Below are 22,809 nucleotides of genomic sequence, written 5' to 3'. Positions count from 1 at the left end.
CCGCCGCCCCCGCCTCCGCCAGACCGGCCCGGCCCGCCGGCTGCGCTCGAACTTCATCAACGGCATCAAGGAACTCCCGGTCACCATCGGCTGACGACCCCCTGCATTTCCCGCCAGGACTCCCACCGACACGCTCGTCCGCGCCGCGTCAGCTCGGCGGAGCATGGGCGCCCTGGATGCGTTCGGCTCTGCTCTGAGGCGAGTTCCCGTGAGCACCCGGCTTCGGCAAGCCCTGCCTCAGACCGGTTCGTCGAACAGGTCGGGCGGGCCCGCTCCTCCTGCCGGATCAGCGGGGTATCGGGAAGTTTCACTCCCGTGACGTCACGCAGCCCGTCCCTCCACATACGGCCGCCCGATCGCCGGGTCGTGCCCCGGTCTGCAACCGCCTTGACGTAGTCGCCTGCCACTTCGCGGCCGGCTCGCGGTCCGGAGGTCTCATGCGCCGGGGCGGTAGCGGGACTTGTGGCGGGCGGCGCGGACGAGGCGCCGGATGCGTTCGGTGCCCCCAACCCCGGGTTGCCAGCCGCGTTCGATCAAGGCATTGGCGACGACGTGCAATAGGTCGGCGATCTGGCTCGGCACCACGTCCCGCCGGACGGCGATCACCCGCCAGCCCTGTCTCCGGAGCTCGTCGCGGCGGTCAGCGTCGCGCCGCTGGTCGGAGGGCGACGTGTGGTCGCCTTGACCGCGATCTTGTACTGCTCCCATCCCAGGTCGAGGTAGGCGGACCGGCCGTCGCCGAACTCGACCCTGAGCCGGACGTCGTTCCGGTTCGTACGGAAGGTCAGGGGTGCAGAGAGAGCCCCTTGAGGACCTTGTCGACGCCGTTCTTCGGCCCGTGCACGGCCACCCCGACCAACGCCAGATCTCCCGCCTCCACAGCCCGTACGGCCGCCCGGTTGTCGGCGTCGTGTCCCGTCTTGAACATCTCCTCGATGTAGACGGCCACGTCCATCCCCCGCCCCACCGCCTTCTCGCGAACAGCGCGCAGCTCCGCCAGGTCCGCCGCGTACACGAGCACGGGTTGCCGGATCATCGGGAGGTACGCGTTCCCCGACCCGTCCTCGTACGGCTCCCCCATGGTCTCCGGCACCCCGCCCGCGACCGCGCCGGACAGGAAGGCGGTGACGTTGAGCTTCTGCCATGCGGCCAGATCCGCGCGCACCACAATGCCGATCTTGGTATCGAATCGCATGGCTCAAGTCTCGGCGTCACCGCCCGGCCAGGTCTTGAACGCTCGTGCGCGCCCTACGGCAGGAACATCGGCTGCCAGTCCGGCACCTCGTGGTAGCGCCGCAGCTCCGCGAGCCCCGACAGGAAGCCGCCCCACGCCGCGTACGGGGGCCGCGCCTCGTCGAAGCCGCTCTGCATCAACGTCAGCCGCGTCCTGCCGCCGGACCCCTCCAGCTCCCACGTACCGATCCCCGCGTCGCCCCAGTCCACGGAGAGCTTGCGTCCGGGCTCCAGCTCGATCACCTTGGCCGGGTCGGGATTGTCGGCCAGCCCGCCCATGGCGAAGCGCCCGCCGACGTACGGCTCGATCTCGATGGGGTAGCCGAACCACCGCGTCACCGCCTCCGAGTCGGTCAGCGAGTCGAACACGTCGGACGGCGAGGCGCCGATCGTGAGCCGGGCCCGCATCTCCGTGGTCGTGAAGTCGATCCTCGGCGTGAGCTCGCGCCCTTCGAGGTGCTCTGCCAGGTTGGCCAGCGCGCAGCACCAGAACGTCTGCAGCACGCCCCGGATGCTCTTACCCGTGATCACGTCCTGGAAGTCGAAGTGCGTCTGGGACACCGCCACGATGGTCGCGTCACCGTCCTCCTCCAGCGTGAACTCGGTGGTGGTCTCCTCGCCGTCGAGCAGCCACGCGAACCGCAGCGTGCGCTCGTCGGCATGCAGCGGCCGCTGGTGCGGCGCGTCGCCTTCGGGGATGCTGCGCCCCCAGAACGCGAACGTGCCGGGCAGTGCCACCTCGGCGTGCTCGGCCAGCCAGACGCGCAACGCGGCGGGGTCGGTGAGCGCGTGCCTGACGGTCTTCAGCGGCGCCTGGACACGGACGCGGATGATCATGGGCTCAGTCATTGTCTTGCTCCTCTTCAGGGCGATCCGTTGTCTTGGGGTAGCAGGCGACGGCGATCTTGAAGGCGTCGCCTTCCGCGCCGCCGTACCTGGTGAACAGGTCCTGCAGCATGCTCTGCAGCTCGGTCATGAACTGGTGCCGGTTCTCCGGGCGCACGTGAATCTCTCCGGACAGGCCGAGCGACGGCAGCTCCGGCGCGGCTCTGTCGAGCGCCGCGATGTCGGCCTGCACCTCCTCCATGAGGTCGAGCAGGTAGCCGAGGCTCAGTTCGTCGCGTGCCTTGCGCAGCCCGATCCGGCCCACCAGGCGGGGCGACAGCCAGTACGACCGGGCGCCCGCCTGGTAGATGCCCTCGCTGATCCCGCGGACCTTGCGTTCGGCCACGAGGTCGACGAGGCCGGCGTCGACCAGCCGCTTGACGTGGTAGTAGACCCGCTGCGGCGTCTGGCCGAGCCGTTCGGCGACCTGCGAGCAGGTGCGCGGCTCGGCCAGCTGCCGCAGCACCTCCACGCGCTGCGGCTTGAGCAGCGCCTCGGCCTGCTCGATCTCTTCGAGATACAGAATGTCCCTCATCGCAAAAACTATCCTTTACGTAAAAATCCTTCTTGTCAATGGGGATGGGAAGATGAGCTCATGGCGCAGGATTGGTCGCGCTACTGGCGCTCGCCGGACCGCCCGATCGAGGCGATGCACGCCCACTTCGAACGGCACGTCTACCACCGGCACAGCCACGAGACCTACTCCTTCGGGGTCACCGAGACGGGCGCGCAGTCGTTCACCTGCCGGGGCTCCGCCCACACCAGCGCGGCGGGCATGATCATGGCCTTCAACCCCGAGGACCCCCACGACGGCCACGCCACCGACGCGCTCGGGTTCACCTACCGGATCGTCCACATCGGCCCCGGCCTGGTCTCCGGCACCCTGGCGGACGTGACGGGCCGCCGCACCGGCCTTCCCCTCTTCACCGAGCCCGTGTTCGACGACCCGCGCCTGGCGGGCGCGCTGCGCGCCCTGCACACCGCTCTCCTGTCCGGTGCGCCGTCGCTGCGCCGCGACGAGCTGCTCACGACGACGATCACCCAGCTCGTACGCCGCGCCGCCACCCGCCCCGTCCACCCGGGGGCGGGCAGGCCGGCGCGGGTGGCGCGACAGGCACGGCAGGTGCTCCACGACCGCCTGCTGGACGACCTGACCATCGACGACCTGGCCCGCGCCACCGGCGCCAGCCGCTACACGGTCTACCGTGCCTTCCACGCCGAATACGGCCTGCCGCCCAGCGACTACCAGCGCCAGCTACGGCTCAGGGCGGCCCGCGCGCTGATCGCCGACGGCGCCCCCATCAGCGAGGCCGCCACCACGACGGGCTTCGCCGACCAGAGCCACCTGACCCGCTGGTTCACCCGCTACTTCGGCCTGACCCCAGGCGCCTACCGCCAAGCCCTCCGCCCGGACCGGACCTCGCCCGGCCGGATCAGCCTGGCGCCCTTGGGCAGGAAGTGACACGCCGACGGTGCCCGTGCGTGCCGTAACGGCGGCGCGCCACTGACCGGTCAGCGGCCGTTCCCCTGGACAGAGGCGAGCCGACGACGGCGACTGGCGGGCCTTGGCGGTGCCGTAAAGCCGAAGTCCGGTTCGTCGAGTCAGATGAGAACAACCTACGGCCAGGAAGAATCCTGATCAGGGTCGCCGCCGTCGGTGAGGAGGCGGAGGTCTGATTCGACCATCATCGCGACGAGCTCGTCGAAGGACACCTTCGGCTCCCATCCCAGCTGCGCCCGCGCCTTCTTGGGGTCGGCGCAGAGCAGGTCGACCTCGGCCGGCCGGTGCAGCGCCCGGTCGGTCACAACGTGCCGTTCCCAGTCGAGCCCCGCCGCCGTGAACGCCGCCTCCACCAGCTCCCTGACCGACTTCATCCGCCCGGTCCCGATCACGTAGTCCTCGGGGCTGCCGGCCCGCAGCATGAGGTGCATCGCCTTGACGTAGTCGCCCGCGAACCCCCAGTCGCGCCGGGCCTCCAGGTTGCCCAGGCGCAGCTGGGCGGTCAGCCCGAGTTTGATCCTGGCCACCCCGAGCGTCACCTTCCTGGTGACGAACTCGGCTCCGCGTCGCGGCGACTCGTGGTTGAACAGGATCCCGGACACCGCGAACATCCCGTACGACTCGCGGTAGTTCTGGGTGAGGAAGTGTCCGTACGCCTTCGCGACCCCGTACGGCGAGCGCGGGTGGAAGGCGGTGCTCTCGGTCTGCGGGGTTTCGCTGACCTGGCCGAACATTTCAGACGACGAAGCCTGATAAAAGCGAATCTGTCCGGAGGAGCCGGCACTCCCGCCGCTCCTCGATACACCCGAGCACACGCGGATCGCCTCAAGCATCCGCAGGACGCCCATCCCGGTCACCTCGGCCGTGAGCTCGGCCTGCTCCCACGACATGGGCACGAACGAGATCGCGCCCAGGTTGTAGACCTCGTCGGGCTGAACCCGTTCCACCGCGGAGATCAGCGACCCCTGGTCCAGCAGGTCGCCCCGCACCACGTGCACGTCGGCGAGCAGCTTGCGCATCCTGGACACCCGCGGGTTCGCCTGTCCCCTTGCCAGCCCCCAGACCTCGTAGCCCTGTTCCAGCAGATGCTCCGCCAAGTAGGAACCATCCTGGCCGGTGATGCCGGTGATCAGAGCGCGCCTGGCCAAGGGTCCTCCAACGATCGCGTCCCGCGTCCCTTTGGGACGGAAATGTACAGCTAAGCGCCCCAATAGGGCATCAAGCCACCTAGAACGCGTTCCACCGAACCACGCTCGGTCACCGCGACTTCGCAGTTCGCACGGCCTGTGAGAGCCACTGTGAACAATTCTCACCAACCTACCGGATGGTAGCCTTCTCGCACTAAGGTCATCTTTACGGTACACGCCCGTCTTCGGGCCTCACCGGCGAGAAAGGGGTGTCCGTGCGGGAGCGAACGCTGCGGATCGCGCTGCTGTCCTACCGCAGCAAACCCACCTGCGGTGGCCAGGGCGTCTACCTCCGCCATCTGAGCCGTGAACTCGTTGCACTCGGGCACCACGTCGAGGTGTTCTCCGGCCAGCCCTACCCCGAGCTCGACGACGGCGTCATCCTGCGCGAGGTGCCCAGCCTCGACCTCTACCGCGACGAGGACCCTTTCCGAACGCCCAAGCTGCGCGAATACCGCGACTGGATCGACTGGCTAGAGGTCGGCACCATGTGGACCGCCGGGTTTCCCGAGCCGCTGACGTTCACCATGCGGGCCTACCGCGAGCTGAAGAAGCGGGTCGGCGACTTCGACGTCGTGCAGGACAACCAGACCCTCGGGTACGGCCTGCTGGGCATCCAGAAGTTGTTCCCCGTGGTCGGCACCATCCACCACCCGATCAGCGTCGACCGCCGCATCGAACTGGAGGCCGCCCGGGGCACGAAGAAGCTGACCATGCGCCGGTGGTACGCCTTCGTCAAGATGCAGGCCCGCGTCGCTCCCCGGCTCAGCCCGATCCTGACCGTCAGCGAGTCGTCGCTGGCCGACATCCACCGCGACTTCAACGTCCCCCAGGCCAACATGCGCCTGATCCCCCTCGGCGTCGACACCCGCTATTTCCACCCCCGCCCCGGCATGCCCAGGCGCAAAGGATCCATCGTGGCGGTGGCCAGCGCGGACTCGCCGATGAAAGGCGTCGCCACGCTGCTCAGGGCCGTCGCGAAGCTGGCCACCGAGCGCGACGTCAACCTCACCGTCGTCAGCAGGCCCACCCCCGGCGGCCCCACCGAGCAGCTCGTCCAGGAGCTGTCGCTGCAGGACCGCGTACGCTTCGTGCACGGCATCTCCGACGACGAGCTGGGTGAGCTCATCGCCACCTCCGAGATCTCCGTCGTGCCCTCGCTCTACGAGGGCTTCTCGCTGCCCGCCGTCGAGCACATGGCCTGCGGCACGCCCCTGGTGGCCAGCCGTACGGGCGCGCTGCCCGAGGTCGTGGGCGACGCCGCCGTACAGGTGCCGCCGGGCGACGCCGAGGAGCTGGCCGCGGTGCTGCGCCGCCTGCACGACTCCCCCGAGGAACGCGAACGCGTCGGCCGAGCCGGATACGACCGCGTCATGGAGCGCTACACCTGGCACGTCGTGGCCAAGCGGACCGTCGAGGCCTACCGAGAGGCCATCGCGGCCCGCGAGAGCTGACCCCGAACTCGATCACGAGGAGAAGCGACCATGCTCACCGTGGACTTCGCCCGGCTTCCCGTCGGCCCCGGCGTACGCGTGCTCGACCTGGGCTGCGGCGGCGGCAGGCACGCCTTCGAGGTGCTCCGCCGGGGAGCGGACGTAACCGCGTTCGACATGGACCAGGCGGAGCTCGACAGCGTGGCGGCCATGTTCGCGGCCATGGACAAGGCGGGCGAGGTGCCCGAGGGCGCCACCGGGGAAACCGTCCGGGGCACGGCGCTCGACATGCCGTTCGAGGACGGCGTCTTCGACCGGGTCATCGCCGCCGAGGTGCTGGAGCACATCCCCGACGACATGGCGGCCATGCGGGAGATCTTCCGCGTGCTGCGACCCGGCGGCACGGCCGCGGTGACCGTGCCGAGCTTCCTGCCCGAGCGCATCTGCTGGGCGCTGGACGAGGACTATCACACGGCGCCCGGCGGCCACGTGCGCATCTACACGCTGGCGGAGCTGTCGGCCAAGCTGAAATCCACCGGGTTCGTGATCGGCCCCCACCACCACGCCCACGGCCTGCACGCGCCCTACTGGTGGATCAAGTGCGCGGTCGGCGTCGACAACGACGACCATCCGCTCGCCAAGGCCTACCACGAACTGCTGGTCTGGGACATCATGAAACGCCCCGCCGCCACCAGGATCGCCGAGGCCGTGCTCAACCCGGTCATCGGCAAGAGCGTGGTCCTCTACGTCCGGAAGCCATGATCTCCCACGCGGAGGTCGTGCGTACGGCCGAGAGCATCGCGGCCATGCAGCAGGACGACGGCGGCGTGCCGTGGCCGGAAGGTCACGTCGACGCGTGGAACCACATCGAGTGCCTGATGGCGATGTCCGTCGCCGGGCTGGCCGAGCCGGTACGCCGCGGCTACGCCTGGCTGGCCCGCCACCAGCGCGCCGACGGCTCATGGCCGATGAAGCTGGTCGGCGGCGAGCCCACCGAGCTGGGCGGCGAGACCAACCACGCCGCCTACGTCGCCGCCGGCGTCTGGCACCACCATCTCGTCACCGGGGACCGGCGTCTCACCGAGGAGAGCTGGCCCATGGTCAAGGCCGCGCTCGACTACGTGGCGGGGCTGCAGACCGAGCGGGGCGAGATCGTCTGGGAGCGCGACGCGCAGGGCAAGCCGTCGGCGTACGCGCTGCTCACCGGGTGTTCCTCCATCCACCAGGGGCTGCGCTGCGGCGTGCTGCTGGCCGACCGGCTGGGCGACCCGCAGCCCCACTGGGAGCTGGCAGCCGACCGGCTGGCGCACGTGCTGGCGGCGCATCCCGAGGCGTTCGCCGACAAGAGCCGCTTCTCGATGGACTGGTACTACCCCGTGCTGGGCGGCGCGGTGCGCGGGCGGCAGGCGTACGAACTGCTGGAGCGCGAGTGGGCGACGTTCGTGGTGCCGGGGCTCGGCATCCGCTGCGTGTCCGACCAGCCGTGGGTGACGGGGGCGGAGACGTGCGAGCTGGTGCTGGCGCTCGACGCCCTGGGCGACCGGGAGCGGGCGGCGGCGTTGTTCGCCGACGTGCAACACCTGCGCCACGAGGACGGCTCGTACTGGACGGGGTGGCAGTACGCCAACCGCAGGCACTTCCCGCACGAGCGGTCCGGGTACACCGCGGCGGCGGTCGTCCTCGCGGCCGACGCGCTGATGGGTCTCTCGCCGGGATCCGGGCTGTTCCGTGACATCGCCGGAACATCCGTGTTCGACCCGGACGTCTGCGGATGCGCAGCCGGTACGGGACGCCGCCTGCCTCCCCCGGTGCCGGAGGGACGTTCGGGCGAAGGCGTCTGACCTGGTACTTCGCCGGTCCACAAGGGCTTTTGCGGGTTCTTTGCCGGGGAAATCCGGTGCGCCGCCGGTGAAAGGCGCAATGAGGTAACTAGCTTCTTCAGTGGCCGGTACGAGACGTCTTCGGGGGAAGCGTGGGCGACACGGGCACAACAACGTTCTTGGATCAGGTCAGGACCGAGCCGACACTTTCCCAGGCGCGGGGATGGCGGCGGTTCCTGGCCAAGGATCCGCAGGAGTCCGATCTGGGCCGGCGAAGGTTCCGGCTCAGAGATGGAGCTTCTCCGACAGAGTTCACCGATGCCGAAAAGTCGTATGTCTTCGGCTTCAACGCGGTGATGTCGCGAGAAGTCGAGAAGATTGAGGAAGTCGCGGCCGAGCTGCGGCCCTTCGGCTACGAAGGGGCCGCCGCCGCCTGCACCGTACTCGACCTTCTCACGCTGACCCGGGGCCGGCGCCTTCACGAGCTACTGGCCGGCCCCGCCCAGCACCACCGCCACGCCGCCTACCTCGGTGCCGGCCGCGGGTACGCGCTCCTGCGGCTGCGCCCCGTACGCGGCGCCCGGCGCGCGCACCCGCTGCTGCGCTGGCTGGCCGTCGACGGGTTCGGGTTCCAGTGGAGCCTGGCGAGGGCCGACCGGATGGTGGGCGACCGCACGATGCCCGATGTGCTCACCAGGGCCCACGGCGCCGTGTTCGACCAAGGGCTGGGACGGCTGCTGTGGTACCACGACGGCGCCTCGGCCGGCGACCTCGCCGCCAGGATCGCCCGGTTCCCGGCGGGACGGCGGGCCGACCTGTGGAGCGGCGTCGGGTTCGCCGCCACGTACACGGGCGGCGCCGAGAACGACGAGTTGTGGTGGCTGACCGAGCACGCGGGCGCCGACGGGTTCCGGGCACACCTGGCGCAGGGATGCGCGTTCGCCGTGGCCGCGCGGCTGCGCTCGGGCCTGCTGCCCGGCCACGCCGCCCAGGCCGTGGCGATCCTGGCCGGCACCGACCCGGAGGAGGCGGCCTCGTGGACCGACCGGGCGCTCATCGCGCTCGGGCACGAAGCACGCACGCACGAGGACTACCGCGGCTGGCAGGCGCAGACCCGCCGTTCCTGGACCCGCCGCCTGCGCACCTGACTTCCGGCGCGAGCTCCGGCCTGCCCGGACCGACCACCGGCACGCAACCGGCCTGTCCGGGCTGACCACCGGCCTGCACGCGCGCTAGCCTTCTCGGGCCGACCACCAGCCCGGAAGGAAACATCCCCCCTTTTGATGCGCGACTTCATCAGCCCCGGTGGCACGACCGCGGCGCAACGCCGGGTGCTGCTCGGCGCCGGTACGGGCCAGTTCGTCGAGTTCTACGACTTCGCGATCTACGGTTTCTCGGCCGTCGCCGTCGCCGAGGCGTTCTTCCCTGGCGCGAGCCCGGTGGCGAGCCTTCTGTCGGTCTTCGCCGTGTACGGTGTCGCGTTCGTGGCCCGGCCGCTCGGAGGCGTGTTCTTCGGCGCGCTGGCCGACCGCGCCGGGCGGCGGGCCGCCCTCTACGCGACGCTCACGTGCATGGGCGTGGCGACCGCGCTGATCGGAACCCTGCCGACGTATGCGGCCGCCGGGACCGTGGCGCCCGTCCTGCTCGTCGCCTGCCGGCTGGCGCAGGGGTTCTCAGCGGGCGGTGAGGCGGTCGGCGCGCCCTCGTTCGTGCTCGAACACGCCCCCTCCGAGCGCCGCGGCACCTGGGTCGCTGTCTCGGTCGCGGCCACGGGGGCGGCGTCCGTGCTCGCCCTCGTGTTCATCATGGCGGTCTCCGGAGCACTGTCCGAAGCGGCGTACGACTCGTGGGGCTGGCGGGTGCCGTTCCTGGTCGCCTTGCCGCTCTCCCTGATCGGTATGTACATCCGCAGGCGTACAGAGGAGAGCCCGGTCTTCCAGGAGCTCGCACGGGACGACGCGCTCGAACGCCACCCGGTGCGCGGCAGCCTGCGCGGCAACTGGACCCGGCTGGGCCAGATCTTCGCCGTCATGGCGCTGTCCGGACTCGGCTTCTACGTCCTGGTGGGCTATTTCGTCACCTACCTCCGGACGGTCGTGGGGCTGAGCCTGCTGGAGTCGCTCGTGGCCAACGCCGTCGCGCTGCTGTCCTTCTCGGTGCTGCTGCCGATCGGCGGCAGGCTCTCCGACGCGTACGGCCGCAAGCCCATGCTGGTCGCCGGCGCCGCTGCGGTCGCGGTGGTCAGCCTGCCCGCGTTCCTCCTGGTCACGAGTGGGTCCCTGGCCTCAGCCGTGGCCGGGCAACTCCTGCTCGCCGCGGCGCTGTGCGCGTACGGAGGGGCCAGCTACACCTTCTTCGTGGAGCTGCTCCCTTCGGCGACCCGCGTCACGGGCGCCGGCATCAGCTACAACGCGGCGCTCGCGCTCTTCGGCGGGACGGCGCCGCTCGTCTCCACGTGGCTGGTCAACTCCACGGGCACGCCGGTGTCGCCGGGCTACTACCTGCTCGTCGTCGCCCTCGTGGCGCTGGCGGTGGCGCTCACGACGCCCGAGACGCGCGTCGGCGAAGGCGCCGGCGCCGGCGCGCCGGACGCACGATCGCGCGTCTAGATCCCCTGGCCGACGCGCTCCAGCACGCGGAGCGAGCCGTGCACCGCCACCTCGGCGAACGCGCCCGACTCCAGCGCGCGCCGGTAGACGCGGTAAGGGCCCTGCCCTCCGTCGGCCGGGTCGGGGTGGACGTCGTGGAACGCCAGCGCGCCGCCCTCCATGACGTGCGGCGCCCAGCCCTCGTAGTCGAGGGTCACCGGCTCGTCGGAGTGGCCGCCGTCGATGAACACCATGCCGAGCGGGGTGTTCCAGAGCGCGGCGACCCGCTCGGACCTGCCGACGACCGCGATCACTTCCTCCTCGAGGCCAGCCGCCGCGATCGTGGCCCTGAACACCGGCAACGAGTCCATCTTCCCGAACCGGGGGTCGACCAGCGCCGGGTCGTGGTGTGCCCAGCCGGGCTGGATCTCCTCGGAGCCGCGGTGGTGGTCGACGGTGACGACCACGGACCCGGCCTGCCTGGCCGCCGCCCCGAGGTAGATCGCCGACTTGCCGCAGTAGGTGCCGATCTCGCAGATGGGGCCGAGCGGGCCGTAGCGCAGGGCCGTCTCGAAGAGGGCGCTCCCTTCCTCGGGCGGCATGAATCCTTTGGCGCGCTCAGCCGCGTGGAGCAGCTCCGACGGCATGGTCATAGGCATGCACCCTAGCCGAACCGAACAACATTCCGTCGGGCTCTTGCCCGGTACTTCTGCACCCTGTTCTACTTGGCTTCGTGAATCAGCGCGCTCGCATCGCGATGTCCGACGACGACGTCACCTCCTTCCTCGAGGCCGCACGCAAGCTGCAGCTGGCCACCGTCAACAGGGACGGCACGCCGCATCTGGTGACGATGTTCTACGGGCTCTCCGAGGGACGCATCGCCTTCTGGACCTACGCCAAGTCGCAGAAGGCCCGCAACCTCGCCCGCGACCCCCGGGTGACCTGCCTCGTGGAGACCGGCGACGCCTACGACGAGCTGCGCGGCGTCCTGGTCTACGGCAGGGCCGGGCGGCTCGACGACCGCGACCGCGTCATGGACGTCGGCATGATGGTCGCCCGCAGGACGACGCCCGGCGTGCCGGACGAGCTGCTGCGCCCGTACGTCGAGAAAACCGGGCTCAAACGGGTTGCGTACGTCGTCGAGCGCACCAAAGTGGTCTCATGGGACCACAGGAGGCTCGCATGAAAGTGACCGTTGACGAGCTGGTCTGCGAGGCCAACGCCGTGTGCATGGGGCTCGCCCCCGACGTCTTCGAGGTGGACGACGACGACCAGCTGCACATCCTGCTGCCCGAACCACCGCCCGAGATGCGGGACCGCGTCCGCCACGCGGTCAGGTCCTGCCCCAAGGCCGCCCTTTCGCTGGAGGAATAGCCCGACGGGGTTCACCACCCTCAAGCACCCCCACCCGTCCCACCGAGGAGGAGCTCCACATGCGCGCCGCGATCCTGCACGCCGTAGGCAACGACAAGCTCGACATCCGCGACGACGTCACCCTGGCCCCCGTCGGGCCGTCGGACGTACGCGTGCGCGTCAGGGCGACGGGGGTCTGCCACTCGGACCTGTCGGCCATGACCGGCGTGCTCCCGCAGCCCGTGCCGCTCGTCCCCGGCCACGAGGGCGCGGGCGAGGTGGTCGAGGTGGGCGAGCACGTCACCTCCGTCAAGCCGGGCGACCACGTCGTCATCAGCTGGCGCCCGGCCTGCCAGGAGTGCGACCTGTGCGTGGGCGGCCAGCCGTACCTGTGCATGAAGTACGTCATCGAGTCCTTCAGCAAGGGCAACTTCCGGCTCGGCGGCGACGAGGCGACGGTGTTCGGGATGGCGGGATGCGGCACCTGGGCCGAGGAGATCATCGTCCCGTGGCAGGGCGCCATCAAGATCGACGACGACGTGTCATGGGAGGCGGCGGCCCTGATCGGCTGCGGCATCACGACCGGTGTGGGCGCCGCGATCAACACCGCCAAGGTCCGGCCCGGCTCCACGGTCGCGGTGATCGGCTGCGGCGGCGTCGGCCTGTCGGTCATCCAGGGCGCCCGGCTCTCCGGCGCGCGCACGATCCTCGCGGTCGACCCGCTGAAGTCCAAGCACGAGCTGGCCAGGAAGGTCGGGGCCACGCACGCGGTGACGCCCGAGCAGGTCCCCGAGGCGGTCGGCGAGCTCACCGGGGGCGCGGGCTTCGACTACGGGTTCGAGGTCGTCGGCAAGGCGGCCACGATCCAGAGCGCCTGGCAGGTCACGCGGGCGGGCGGCGACGTCGTCGTGGTCGGGGCGGGCGCGGCCGACGACATGGTCTCGATCTCCGCGTTCAACCTGCTGTTCGAGGGCAAGAACCTGCTGTCCAGCCTGTACGGCGAGGCGGACGTACGCCGCGACTTCCCCTATTTCGCCAAGCTCCACAAGGCCGGCAAGCTCGACCTGGAATCCCTGATCAGCTCACGCATCCGCCTGGCCGACCTGAACGACGCGGTCGCGGCCCTGCGCGGCGGCGAGGTCCTGCGCCAGATCGTCATCATGGACTGACGACCCCGCCCGGCCCTTCACCGTTGAGGGCTGGCGGGCACGATGCGGGCCGGCGCGATTCGCGGGTGGCCCAGCGGGTGCTCGCCGAACCTTTCGGCTTGCTCAGCAGCGGTCACGGTCGCCGCCAGGAACATGCGGAGCCACGCGTCGATCCCCTGTCGGGCCTCGGGCGACCCGGCGTCTCCGGCGTACCTGTACGCCGTCAGGCCGCGGATGTGGGCGTCCGATCGGGTGAGGAGCACCCAGGCTGATCGGAAGGATCGCACGGGGGTTCAGGCCGCGGCGGGTGAGAACCGTGTGCTCTTCCGGCCCACTTTCCGCAGCTTCGTCCTGGCCGATTTCCAGGCGAATGGGCATCGCGGCCCAGCCGATCGTCTACCGGCGGTTCTGAAGACTCCGGGAGATGATGGACTTGGCATCCGCCAGCCACCGGGACTTTCCGTCCGCGAGAGCCGCGAATTGATCGTGGTGCTCTCGCAGGCCGCGTTCCTGCAGCTCCCGTTCCACCTCTGACCAGACGGCGACCAGGTTCGAGAGCTTCTTGCACCGTACGTCGGCGCCGGCGGTGCGGATCTCGTCGCCGGTCGGAGCGGGAGTCCGCCACCGGGGATCACCCACCGCCTGGGTCGGATCGCGGTAGGAGAATCCCTGCTCCCGCATGCACGCGCTCCACTTCCGAGACGCGGAGAGCACGTCCGGATGCTTCGCGGAGGCGTCATAGGACTCCTGGTCGAGCCTTCTCAGCGCGGGGCTTTCTCCTTCGGCGGCTCCTTGGTTGACCCGGACGTAGCCGTCCCTCATACAGCCGCTCTTGCCGTCCTCGCCGTAGGCGGCGACGTGCTCCTCCGAGGTGAGCTTGTCGTCGCGCGCCTGCCAGGCCTGCTCTTTCCGCAGTTCCGACGGGTCACGCACAAGGTGGTAGCCGAACCGCTTCGCGGCCTCCTCCTCGATGACCCCGTACCGCCTGCGGTGAAAAGCGTCATCGACCCGGAAACGGGGCAACCTGGTCCAGGGCACGCCCTTGCCGCGCATGCAGATCTCGACCAGCGTGTCCGCGGCATGGTCCAGCATGGCGGACTCATCAGCACTCAACCTGTACGCGTCCAGCGGCAGGCGCAGCGCCCTGGCCTCGGGACCGGCAGCCAGACGGGCCACCACCCCACCCCCGCGGCCCTGGTCACCGCACCCGGCGAGGAGCAGCGCACAACAGACAGCCGTCACCGAACGCCAATACATCCGAAACTCCTTGATGGCGCCGGAGCGGGCCCGTCCGATGGGGAAGGAACGGGCCCGCTTTCATGCACGATTCACACGGCCCTAGCCGAACTTGAACGATTCGGCCGTGTTGTCGAACGACGGGTTGCCGGAGTTCTTCGTCAGGTCAGCGTCAGAGGAGTACGGCCGCGCACTGTAGGACGAGCCCGAGTAGCCCCCGCCGCTGTACAGCGTGACCTTGCTTCCGGAGGTGTTCTTCATGGAACTGGCACCGTTAAGGACGGACCGGTAGGTGCCGCGCCACGTGTTGGTGGCCAGGTTAGCGTCGTTCTTGCTGAAACGCTGCCAGCCGCCCTTGAAGTTGTCATGCTCATAAAGGTAGAGGTACCGCGCAGCCGACGACCGGGAATCGGCCTGCACCGCTGCAACCCCAGGCGCCCCCACCACGGCCACCGCCGCAAGCAAAGAGCCGACCAAAACCTTCTTCATGAACGTCCTTTCCGTTACGGGCCGGACCTCGCCCGGCCAGTAAACGCTATTCCTCATCCGTAATTGCGGAAGGCGATGCTGCTGGCGCGGTTGTCGTAGGACGGCTTACCGGAGTTCTTCGTCAGATCGGAGTCCACGGAGTACGGCCTGGCGGCATAGCCCGACGATGCAGCGCCTGTCTCGCCCAGGTGAACGTAGTATCTGGTCTGGTTCTTCATCGAACTCGCACCGTTGTTGACCGACCGGTTGGTGCCGATCCATCGGTTGTTCCTCAGGTCACCGTCACCTGTCTTGAAACGGGCATAGCCACCCTTGTAGTTGTCATGCTCATAAAGGTAGAAGTACCCCCCAGCCGACGACGACCGGGAATCGGCCTGCACCGCCGCAACCCCAGGCGCCCCCACCACGGCCACCGCCGCAAGCAAAGAGCCGACCACAACCTTCTTCATGAACACCCTTTCCGTCCTGCGCGCACGCAGAAAGTCCGGCCGAGGCATCGCCAGGCCTTTCGTTCGGAATTACAGAAAACTCCTGCCGGCCTTTAGCCGGCCACATCGACACAGAGGCCGCGCCATCCAGACAAATGTCATGACCAGTGCGTGACAAAGACCTTACCGATGGCGGCGGGCCGCTGCGGCAGAATGCCAGGACAGAAATCCCTCGATTCAGGACAGTCCGGGTGTCCCAGCGAGACCCTTCTCCGGCGTGCCTGTACGCGGTCAGGCCGCCGATATGGGCATCCGATCGGGTGAGCAGCACCAGACCGATCGGGGAGACTCGCGGGGGGAGTCAGGCGGAGCAGGGTGACAACCGTGTGGTCCGTTACCCGGTGAACGGGTGGAGGTGTTCCGGTGGAGGCGGGACGAGCTCCGCGTCCAGCGGCAGGCGCGGCGCGCCGGCCGAGACCGGTGGCGCGCCGCGCGGGGGCGCTACTCGGTGGAGAAGGCGGCGTCGAAGGCCGTGGCGGGCGGGGTGATGGAGTTCAGCGTGCGGATATAGCTCAGCGCCTCCTTGGCCCCGTCGAGCCGGTCCATGCCGGCGTCCTCCCACTCGATCGAGATCGGGCCGTCGTAGCCGATGGAGTTGAGCGCGCGGAAGCAGTCCTCCCACGGCACGTCGCCCCGGCCCGTGGAGACGAAGTCCCAGCCGCGCCGCATGTCGGCCCACGGCAGGTGCGAGGACATGCGGCCCTTGCGGCCGTCGCCGACGCGCATGCGCGTGTCCTTGCAGTCGACGTGGTAGATGCGGTCCTTGAAGTCGAGGATGAACGCCACCGGGTCGAGGTCCTGCCACACCATGTGCGACGGGTCCCAGTTGAGCCCGAACGCCGGCCGGTGGCCGATGGCCTCCAGCGTGCGCTGGGTCGTGTAGTAGTCGTAGGCGATCTCGCTCGGGTGGATCTCGTGCGCGAAACGTACGCCGACCTCGTCGAAGACGTCGAGGATGGGGTTCCAGCGGTCGGCGAAGTCCTGGTAGCCGGCCTCCACCATCGACGCCGGCGTCGGCGGGAACATGGCGACGGTGTGCCAGATCGACGAGCCGGTGAAGCCGACCACCGTGTTCACGCCGAGCAGCGCCGCGGCGCGCGCGGTGTTCTTCATGTCCTCGGCGGCGGCCTGACGCACCGACTCGGGGTCGCCCTCGCCCCAGATGCGGGCGGGCAGGATGGCCCTGTGGCGCTCGTCGATGAGGTCGCAGACGGCCTGGCCGACCAGGTGGTTGGAGATCGTCCAGACCTTCAGGCCGTGCTTGTCGAGCTGGGCGCGTTTCTGCTCGACGTACGACGGGTCGGCCACGGCCTGGGCGACGTCGAAGTGATCGCCGGAGCAGGCGATCTCCAGACCGTCGTAACCCCACTCCGCCGCCAGCCGGCACACCTCCTCGAACGGCAGGTCGGCCCACTGTCCGGTGAACAGCGTGACGGGTCGCATGAGTCAGTCCTCCACGTTCGTGTAGCGGCTGCTCTCAGCCGCGCTCTGCTCGACCGCCGCCAGCACCCGTTGCACCCGCAGCCCGTCGGCGAACGACGGCGTGGGGTCGGCTCCGGTGGCGATCGCCTCCAGGAAGTCCTTGACCTCGTGGGTGAAGGTGTGCTCGTAGCCGAGCCCGTGCCCGGGCGGCCACCAGGCGCCCACGTAGGGGTGGTCGGGCTCGGTGACGAGGATGCGCTCGAAACCGCCTCCGCCCGCGCTGAACCACAACTCGTTCATGGCCTCGAAGTCGAAGGCGAGGCTGCCGTGCGAGCCGTTGATCTCGATGCGCATGGCGTTCTTGCGCCCGGTGGCGAAGCGGGTGGCCTCGAACGAGGCCACCGCGCCGCCGGAGAGCCGGCCGATGAACAGGGCGGCGTCGTCGACGGTGACCTGCCCCGTGGCGGAGGTTCCTGTCGCGCCGAGCCCGGCCGACTCGGCGGCCAGCGGACGCTCCTTGATGAACGTCTCCGTCAGCGCGGACACGCCCACCACGTTCTGCCCGGTGATGAACTGGGCGGCGTCGACGATGTGGGAGCCGATGTCACCGAGCGCGCCGGCCCCCGCCTTGTCCTTCTGCAACCGCCAGACCAGCGGAAACTCCGGGTCGACGATCCAGTCCTGCAGGTATTGAGCCCGCACGTGCCTGATCTCGCCGAGCCTGCCCTCCTCGACGTAGCGGCGGGCGAGCGCGACAGCGGGCACCCGCCGGTAGTTGAAGGCCACCATGCTCTTGCCCGGCGCGGCCTCGGCGGCTCGCACCATGGCCTCGGCCTCGGCGACGGTGTTGGCCAGCGGCTTCTCGCAGAGCACGTGCTTGCCGGCCTCCAGCGCGGCCAGGGCGATCTCGGCGTGCGAGTCGCCCGGCGTGCAGATGTCGACGATCTGCACGTCGTCCCGCTTGACCAGCTCTCTCCAGTCCGTCTCGACGGCGTCCCAGCCGAGCTGCGCGGCGGCCGCCTCGGTGCGCTCCTTCGACCTGCCCGCGAGCACCGCCATGCGCGGCGCCAGCGGCAGGTCGAAGAAGGCCCCCACACTCCGCCAGGCCTGCGAGTGGACGCGGCCCATGAAGGCGTAGCCGACCATGCCCACGCCGATGGTGGTTCTGTCTGACATGCAACCCCCGATCAGGATTCGAAGCCGAGCGACATGTAGTTCTCGACGTTCTCCTTGGTGATGGTCTCGGACGCGAGTGTGATGGACTGCGGCACCTGGTTCTCCACCAGGTCACTCATGCCCTTACCCTGTGCTATCAGACGCGCCAGTTTGATCGCCGACGAGGCCATCGTCGGGCTGTAGGTGACGGTGGCCTTCAGCACCGAGGTGTTCGACTGGATCTCCTTCATCGCGTTCAGCGAGCCCGCCCCGCCGACCATGATGAACTCGTCCCTGTTGGCCTCCTTGATGGCGGCGAGCACGCCGACGCCCTGGTCGTCGTCGTGGTTCCACAGCGCGTCGATCTTCTTGTGCGCCTGCAGCAGCGACGTGGCCACCTCGTTTCCGGTCTCCACGGTGAACTGCGCGTCCTGCTTGGCGGTGACGCTGAACCCGTACGTCTTGAGCGCGTCGGCGAAGCCCTTGGTGCGGTCCTGGGTCAGCGGCAGCGTGGCGATGCCCTGGATCTCGACGATCACCGGGTCCGACACGCCCTTGTCCTTGAGCTGCTCGCCGATGAAGTGCCCGGCCGCCACGCCCATGCCGTAGTTGTCGCCGCCGACCCACGTGCGGTAGGCCAGCTTGTCGGGGAAGACGCGGTCGAGGTTGACGACGGGGATGCCCGCCTCGGTGGCCTGCAGCGCGACCTGGTTGAGCTGCTGGCCGTCGTTCGGCAGGATCACCAGCACGTTCACCTTGGCCGCGATGAGCGACTCGACCGCGGAGATCTGCTGGTTGATGTCGTTCGTCGGCTCGACCGGCTTGAACTCGACGTCGGAATACTGCTTCGCGGTGGCCTCGGCGTTCTTGGCGATGGCCGCGATCCACCCGTGGTCGGCGGCCGGCGCCGAGAACCCGATCACCACCTTCTGGCCCGGCTCGTCGTTGCCGCTCGCCGCGGGGGCGGGCACGGCGGCCGCGCTGGAGGGCGCGGCCTCGGGCTCGTTGCTGGTGCAGCCCGCCGCTAAGAGCGCGGCTCCGCCGACGAGGAATCCCCTGCGCGCGACTTTGTCACTCATGGTGCTCTCTCCTTCAGATTCCGCCGCTGGAGAAGGACGGCGGCGACGATGATCAGGCCCTTCGCGATCAGCTGGTCGCTGGTGTTGAGGCCGTTGAGAATGAACAGGTTGGTGATGAGCGTGAAGATCAGCAGGCCCAGGATCGAGCCCATGATCGTGCCCCGGCCCCCGGTGAGCAGCGTGCCGCCGATGATCACTGCGGCGATGGCGTCCAGTTCGTACAGGTCCCCGTGGGTGGACGAGCCCGTCGTCGTACGGGCCATGATGAGGATGGCGGCGATGCCGCAGCACAGCCCCGACAGGGCGTAGAGCAGCATCGTGTGCCTGCGCACGTCGATGCCGGCGAGCCTGGCCGCCTCGGGGTTGCCCCCCACCGCGTAGGTGCGCCGCCCGAACGTCGTGCGGTTGAGCACGACCCAGCCGAGCACCACGACGAGCGCGAAGATGTAGACCAGCAGCGGGATGCCCAGCACGCGGGTGGTCGACAACTCCACCACGGCGGTGTTGTCGGCGTCGATGATCTGCGTCTTGCGGTCGGACATGCGCTGCGCCAGCCCGCGGGCGGCGACGAGCATGGCCAGCGTGGCGATGAACGGCACGAGCCGCCCGTAGGCGATGAGCAGCCCGTTGACCAGCCCCGCCCCGGTGCCGACGAGCATCGCGCAGATCGCCATGGTCACCGGACCGTACGACTGCGTGGCCACCGTCGTCGCCCAGACCGAGGCCAGCGCCATGACCGCGCCCACCGACAGGTCGATGCCGCCACCGATGATCACGAACGTGGCCCCGACCGTGATCACGCCGATCGTGGCGGCCAGGGACAGGATGCTGACCAGGTTGGAGGCGGTGGCGAAGTTCTCCGGCCTGGTGACCAGGCCGACGACGACCAGCAGCGCCAGCGCGCCGAGCAGTCCGAGATGCCGCATCTCGCCGACGCCGCCCAGCGATCCCAGGCCGGGGATGCCCCGGCGCGACGGCCCGCCGCCTCCCGCGGCCGAGAGCGTCTGCGCTTTCGTGGGCTCGCTCATCACGCCGCCCTCCCATTCATGATCATGTCGAGTACGCCGTGCTCGTCCAGCCCGGCGGCGTCGCCCTCGTGGATGACGGTCCCCTCGCGCAGCACCAGCACCCGATCGGCCAGGCCGAGCACCTCGGGGACCTCGCTGGAGACCAGCAGCACGCCGATGCCCTCCTCTGCCAGGTTGCGGATCACCGCGTACAGTTCGGCCCTGGCGCCCACGTCCACGCCTCTGGTGGGCTCGTCCAGCAGGAGCAGCTTGCGGCTGCCGAGCAGCCACCGGGCGAGCACGGCCTTCTGCTGGTTGCCGCCCGAAAGAGTCCGGATCGGGCGTTCGGGGTCGGGTGGCCGGATGTCGAGCATCTCCGCCAGCCTCTTGGCCTCCTCGCGCTCGTGTTTGCGGTCGAGCCAGCCGAACCGGGCGAACCCCGGCAGGCTGCCGAGGGTGATGTTCGCGGTGACGCTCTGGTCGAGGAGCAGCGCCTGGGCCTTGCGCTCCTCGGGCGCCAGGCCCATGCCGTGCCGTACGGTGCCGACGACGCTGCGGCGTACCTCCTGCCCGTCGAGTACCACCCGGCCGGTGGCGGGGCGCGCGCCGTACACGGCTTCGAGGATCTCCGACCGCCCTGAGCCGACGAGCCCGGCCAGCCCGACGATCTCGCCGGCCCGTACGGTGAACGAGACGTCGGAGAAGACGCCCGGCGAGCTCAGGCCTTCGACCCTGAGCACCTCATCACCCGGCGCCCTGTCCGCCTTGGCGGGGAAGACGTATTCGACGTTCCTGCCGGTCATGAGGGAGACGATCTGGCTGGTGGGGGTGTCGCGGGCGGACAGCCCGACGGCCACCGTACGCCCGTCCTTCAGCACGGTGACCCGGTCGCCGATCTCGCGGATCTCCTCCAGCCGGTGGGAGATGTAGACCACGGCCACGCCCTGGGCGGTGAGCTCGCGGATGATGCGGAAGAGGTTGGCGACCTCGTCGTGGGCGAGGGCCGCCGACGGCTCGTCCATGATGATGAGGCGGGCGTCGTGGGAGAGCGCGCGGGCCATCGAGACGACCTGCTTGGCCGCCGGCGAGAGCCGGCCGACCTCGGCCGACGGGCGGATCTCGCCGTGGCCGAGCCGTTCGAGCACCTCGCGGGCCGCGCGCCGGGCGGCCGCCCTGTTGACGAAGCCGAAGCGGGCGTGCTCGTGGCCGAGGAAGATGTTCTCGGCCACGCTGAGCCCGTCGACCAGGTCGAGCTCCTGGTAGATGGTGGCGAAGCCGAGCCTGATGGCGTCGATCGGGCTGCCCGGCCGCACCTCGGCGTCGTTGAACACGATCGTGCCCGCGTCGGGCTGGTGCACCCCGGCCAGCACCTTGATCAAGGTGGACTTGCCGGCGCCGTTCTGGCCGAGCAGGCAGTGCACCTCGCCCGCCCGTACGTCCAGGTCGACCCCGTCCAGCGCGCGCACGCCTGGGAACTGTTTGACGATGCCCTTCATGACCAGCATCGGAGATCCCTTTCAGCGTTCTTGTGGGGGCGTACTGCTCAGGCGTTGACAATGCGGTTGATGTTGTCGGGTGACAGGTAGTGTTCGATGGCGAGCATCCCGGCGCCGAGCACGGCCGCGTTGATACCCGTACGGCTGGGGGTGATCGACAGGTGGTGCGTGGCCAGCGGGAGTGATCTGCGGTAGACCGTCTCCCTGATCCCTGCGAGCAGGTGCTCGTGCACGCGAGACAACGCGCCGCCGATGACGATGACCTCGGGGTTGAAGAAGTTGACCAGGCTGGCCAGCACCTCGCCGATGAGCCGGCCCGCCTCTCTGACCAGCCTCAGCGCCTGCGTGTTGCCCGCCTGCACCAGTGCCACGACGTCGGCCCCGGTCTCGGCGGCGAGGCCGAGCTCGGTCAGTCGCCTGGCGATGGCGGCGCCGCCGGCCACGGCCTCCAGGCAGGCGCTGTTGCCGCACCGGCAGCCGGCGTCCTCGTGGCCGCTGACCCTGATGTGGCCGATGTCGCCCGCGGAACCCTGCGCGCCCCTGTGCAGCCGGCCCTGGGCCACGATGCCGCAGCCGATGCCGGTGCCGACCTTGACGAACAGCAGGTGGCCCGCGTCGGCGAAGGAGTTGCGGTGCTCGCCGAGCGCCATCACGTTGACGTCGTTGTCGACCAGCACCTCCACCCCGTCGAAGTAGTCGGGGACGGGGTAGTCGTTCCAGCCGGGCATGATCGGCGGGTTGTTCGGGCGGCCGGTGGCGAACTCGACGGGTCCCGGAACCCCGATGCCGATGGCGCGCAGAGCGGACCTGGGCCGTCCCGCGGTGCCGAGCAGCCGGTCGAGCCGCTGGTCGACGTGGGCGAGCACCTTCTCGGGACCCTCGCCGATCAGCATCGAGTCCTCGCACTCCGCGAGCACGTTGCCGGAGATGTCCATCAGCGCGACCCGGCAGTGCGTGGCGCCGAGGTCGACGCCGGCGAAGGCGTGGTCCTCGGTGTGCAGGCGCAGTTGCCGCGGCGGTCTTCCGCCGGTGGACTCGCCGTTCTCGGTCTCCTCCACCAGGCCGCGCTCGATCAGGGCGTCGACCCGCTGCGAGATCGTGGATCTGGCCAGGCCGGTGAGCCGCGCGAGGTCGGAACGGGTGGTCGCCGATCCGGCGCTGATCAGCGTCAGCACGTCGCCGGCGGAGCCCGGCTGGGGGGTCATGTGGCGACAATAAGATCACTGATGCGGCAAATCAAGAGTATGGGTCGCCCAAACCCCCGCAACTTCCGCCGAAGATCGAACAAA

Annotated in this window: 25 protein-coding genes; 9 read left to right on the top strand and 16 right to left on the bottom strand. The window is 69.6% G+C overall.

Going from position 1 to position 22,809, the window contains the following annotated elements; translation table 11 throughout:
* Positions 1–435: 435 nt before the first annotated feature.
* The 4 genes from GUY59_RS27535 to GUY59_RS27520 form a co-directional block, all read right to left on the bottom strand.
* Positions 436–708 (bottom strand): hypothetical protein, encoded by a 273-nt coding sequence (locus GUY59_RS27535; RefSeq protein ID WP_138199364.1) that lies wholly within the window; start codon positions 706–708, stop codon positions 436–438.
* A gap of 76 nt (positions 709–784) precedes the next feature.
* Positions 785–1,195 (bottom strand): DUF2000 domain-containing protein, encoded by a 411-nt coding sequence (locus GUY59_RS27530; protein WP_138199363.1) that lies wholly within the window; start codon positions 1,193–1,195, stop codon positions 785–787.
* A 53-nt stretch (positions 1,196–1,248) separates the two neighbouring features.
* Positions 1,249–2,082 carry an SRPBCC family protein gene (locus tag GUY59_RS27525; protein WP_132331275.1) on the bottom strand — a complete coding sequence of 278 codons (834 nt, stop codon included), beginning with the start codon at positions 2,080–2,082 and terminating at the stop codon, positions 1,249–1,251.
* The gene (locus tag GUY59_RS27520) at positions 2,075–2,653 is read right to left on the bottom strand and encodes a helix-turn-helix domain-containing protein (protein ID WP_138199362.1); all 579 of its coding nucleotides are present in this window, start codon (positions 2,651–2,653) and stop codon (positions 2,075–2,077) included. Before GUY59_RS27520 ends, GUY59_RS27525 begins: the two co-directional genes overlap by 8 nt.
* Before the next feature lie 60 nt (positions 2,654–2,713).
* Here GUY59_RS27520 and GUY59_RS27515 point away from each other — a divergent pair, with 60 nt between their 5' ends.
* Positions 2,714–3,580, top strand: a complete 867-nt coding sequence (locus GUY59_RS27515; RefSeq protein WP_138199361.1) for an AraC family transcriptional regulator — start codon at positions 2,714–2,716, stop codon at positions 3,578–3,580.
* Positions 3,581–3,735: 155 nt separating this feature from the next.
* On the opposite strand, the gene GUY59_RS27510 is transcribed toward GUY59_RS27515, so the two are convergent.
* Positions 3,736–4,767: a GDP-mannose 4,6-dehydratase gene (locus GUY59_RS27510; protein ID WP_138199360.1), complete on the bottom strand. Its 1,032-nt coding sequence runs from the start codon at positions 4,765–4,767 to the stop codon at positions 3,736–3,738.
* Between the two features lie 248 nt (positions 4,768–5,015).
* Here GUY59_RS27510 and GUY59_RS27505 point away from each other — a divergent pair, with 248 nt between their 5' ends.
* The 5 genes from GUY59_RS27505 to GUY59_RS27485 all read left to right on the top strand — a co-directional run bounded on the left by GUY59_RS27505 (position 5,016) and on the right by GUY59_RS27485 (position 10,668).
* A complete protein-coding gene (locus tag GUY59_RS27505; protein WP_138199359.1) occupies positions 5,016–6,260 on the top strand; it encodes a glycosyltransferase family 4 protein in 1,245 nt (414 codons plus the stop codon).
* Positions 6,261–6,290: 30 nt separating this feature from the next.
* The gene (locus tag GUY59_RS27500; RefSeq protein WP_171055309.1) at positions 6,291–7,001 is read left to right on the top strand and encodes a class I SAM-dependent methyltransferase; all 711 of its coding nucleotides are present in this window, start codon (positions 6,291–6,293) and stop codon (positions 6,999–7,001) included.
* Positions 6,998–8,080 (top strand): prenyltransferase, encoded by a 1,083-nt coding sequence (locus tag GUY59_RS27495; protein WP_171055308.1) that lies wholly within the window; start codon positions 6,998–7,000, stop codon positions 8,078–8,080. The genes GUY59_RS27500 and GUY59_RS27495 overlap by 4 nt, the downstream gene beginning before the upstream one ends.
* 131 nt (positions 8,081–8,211) lie before the next feature.
* Positions 8,212–9,207: a DUF1702 family protein gene (locus GUY59_RS27490; RefSeq protein WP_138199358.1), complete on the top strand. Its 996-nt coding sequence runs from the start codon at positions 8,212–8,214 to the stop codon at positions 9,205–9,207.
* 135 nt (positions 9,208–9,342) lie between these two features.
* Positions 9,343–10,668: an MFS transporter gene (locus tag GUY59_RS27485; protein WP_138199357.1), complete on the top strand. Its 1,326-nt coding sequence runs from the start codon at positions 9,343–9,345 to the stop codon at positions 10,666–10,668.
* Here the strand turns inward: GUY59_RS27485 and GUY59_RS27480 are convergent.
* On the bottom strand, positions 10,665–11,294 hold the full coding sequence (locus tag GUY59_RS27480) for a class I SAM-dependent methyltransferase (protein WP_138199366.1): 630 nt from the start codon (positions 11,292–11,294) through the stop codon (positions 10,665–10,667). The genes GUY59_RS27485 and GUY59_RS27480 overlap by 4 nt on opposite strands.
* An 86-nt stretch (positions 11,295–11,380) precedes the next feature.
* Between GUY59_RS27480 and GUY59_RS27475 the strand changes: the two genes are divergently transcribed.
* From GUY59_RS27475 to GUY59_RS27465, 3 genes are read left to right on the top strand one after another with little or no spacing between them, the layout of a single operon-like run.
* The gene (locus GUY59_RS27475) at positions 11,381–11,833 is read left to right on the top strand and encodes a pyridoxamine 5'-phosphate oxidase family protein (RefSeq protein WP_138199356.1); all 453 of its coding nucleotides are present in this window, start codon (positions 11,381–11,383) and stop codon (positions 11,831–11,833) included.
* Positions 11,830–12,021 carry a ferredoxin gene (locus GUY59_RS27470; protein WP_132331286.1) on the top strand — a complete coding sequence of 64 codons (192 nt, stop codon included), beginning with the start codon at positions 11,830–11,832 and terminating at the stop codon, positions 12,019–12,021. The genes GUY59_RS27475 and GUY59_RS27470 overlap by 4 nt, the downstream gene beginning before the upstream one ends.
* Positions 12,022–12,080: 59 nt before the next feature.
* Positions 12,081–13,169, top strand: a complete 1,089-nt coding sequence (locus GUY59_RS27465; RefSeq protein WP_138199355.1) for a Zn-dependent alcohol dehydrogenase — start codon at positions 12,081–12,083, stop codon at positions 13,167–13,169.
* Between the two features lie 17 nt (positions 13,170–13,186).
* Here GUY59_RS27465 and GUY59_RS47640 read toward each other — a convergent pair whose 3' ends face one another.
* From GUY59_RS47640 to GUY59_RS27415, 10 genes are all read right to left on the bottom strand, one after another.
* Positions 13,187–13,411 carry a hypothetical protein gene (locus GUY59_RS47640; protein WP_201761395.1) on the bottom strand — a complete coding sequence of 75 codons (225 nt, stop codon included), beginning with the start codon at positions 13,409–13,411 and terminating at the stop codon, positions 13,187–13,189.
* 133 nt (positions 13,412–13,544) lie between these two features.
* Complete coding sequence (locus GUY59_RS27455) at positions 13,545–14,324, bottom strand: hypothetical protein (RefSeq protein WP_138199354.1); 780 nt, start codon at positions 14,322–14,324, stop codon at positions 13,545–13,547.
* Between the two features lie 162 nt (positions 14,325–14,486).
* On the bottom strand, positions 14,487–14,873 hold the full coding sequence (locus GUY59_RS27450) for a peptidase inhibitor family I36 protein (RefSeq protein WP_161714728.1): 387 nt from the start codon (positions 14,871–14,873) through the stop codon (positions 14,487–14,489).
* Between the two features lie 53 nt (positions 14,874–14,926).
* Positions 14,927–15,322, bottom strand: coding sequence for a peptidase inhibitor family I36 protein (locus tag GUY59_RS27445; RefSeq protein WP_161714727.1), 396 nt, complete (start codon positions 15,320–15,322; stop codon positions 14,927–14,929).
* Between the two features lie 480 nt (positions 15,323–15,802).
* Entirely contained in the window at positions 15,803–16,804 is a 1,002-nt protein-coding gene (locus GUY59_RS27440; RefSeq protein WP_132331290.1) for a sugar phosphate isomerase/epimerase family protein, read from the bottom strand.
* A gap of 3 nt (positions 16,805–16,807) precedes the next feature.
* Positions 16,808–17,959, bottom strand: a complete 1,152-nt coding sequence (locus GUY59_RS27435; protein ID WP_138199351.1) for a Gfo/Idh/MocA family protein — start codon at positions 17,957–17,959, stop codon at positions 16,808–16,810.
* A gap of 11 nt (positions 17,960–17,970) precedes the next feature.
* Positions 17,971–19,017 (bottom strand): ABC transporter substrate-binding protein, encoded by a 1,047-nt coding sequence (locus GUY59_RS27430; protein WP_138199350.1) that lies wholly within the window; start codon positions 19,015–19,017, stop codon positions 17,971–17,973.
* Positions 19,014–20,045 (bottom strand): ABC transporter permease, encoded by a 1,032-nt coding sequence (locus GUY59_RS27425; RefSeq protein WP_236667550.1) that lies wholly within the window; start codon positions 20,043–20,045, stop codon positions 19,014–19,016. Before GUY59_RS27425 ends, GUY59_RS27430 begins: the two co-directional genes overlap by 4 nt.
* Entirely contained in the window at positions 20,045–21,529 is a 1,485-nt protein-coding gene (locus GUY59_RS27420; RefSeq protein WP_138199349.1) for a sugar ABC transporter ATP-binding protein, read from the bottom strand. The genes GUY59_RS27425 and GUY59_RS27420 overlap by 1 nt, the downstream gene beginning before the upstream one ends.
* 38 nt (positions 21,530–21,567) lie before the next feature.
* Positions 21,568–22,725, bottom strand: coding sequence for an ROK family transcriptional regulator (locus GUY59_RS27415; RefSeq protein ID WP_132331298.1), 1,158 nt, complete (start codon positions 22,723–22,725; stop codon positions 21,568–21,570).
* Between the last annotated feature and the right edge of the window lie 84 nt (positions 22,726–22,809).

It is taken from the genome of Nonomuraea sp. K271, from assembly GCF_009908215.1.
GTDB lineage: Bacteria > Actinomycetota > Actinomycetes > Streptosporangiales > Streptosporangiaceae > Nonomuraea > Nonomuraea longispora.
The sequence above is the reverse complement of the archived record's forward strand: the minus strand, read 5'-3'. Positions and strand labels throughout refer to the sequence as shown.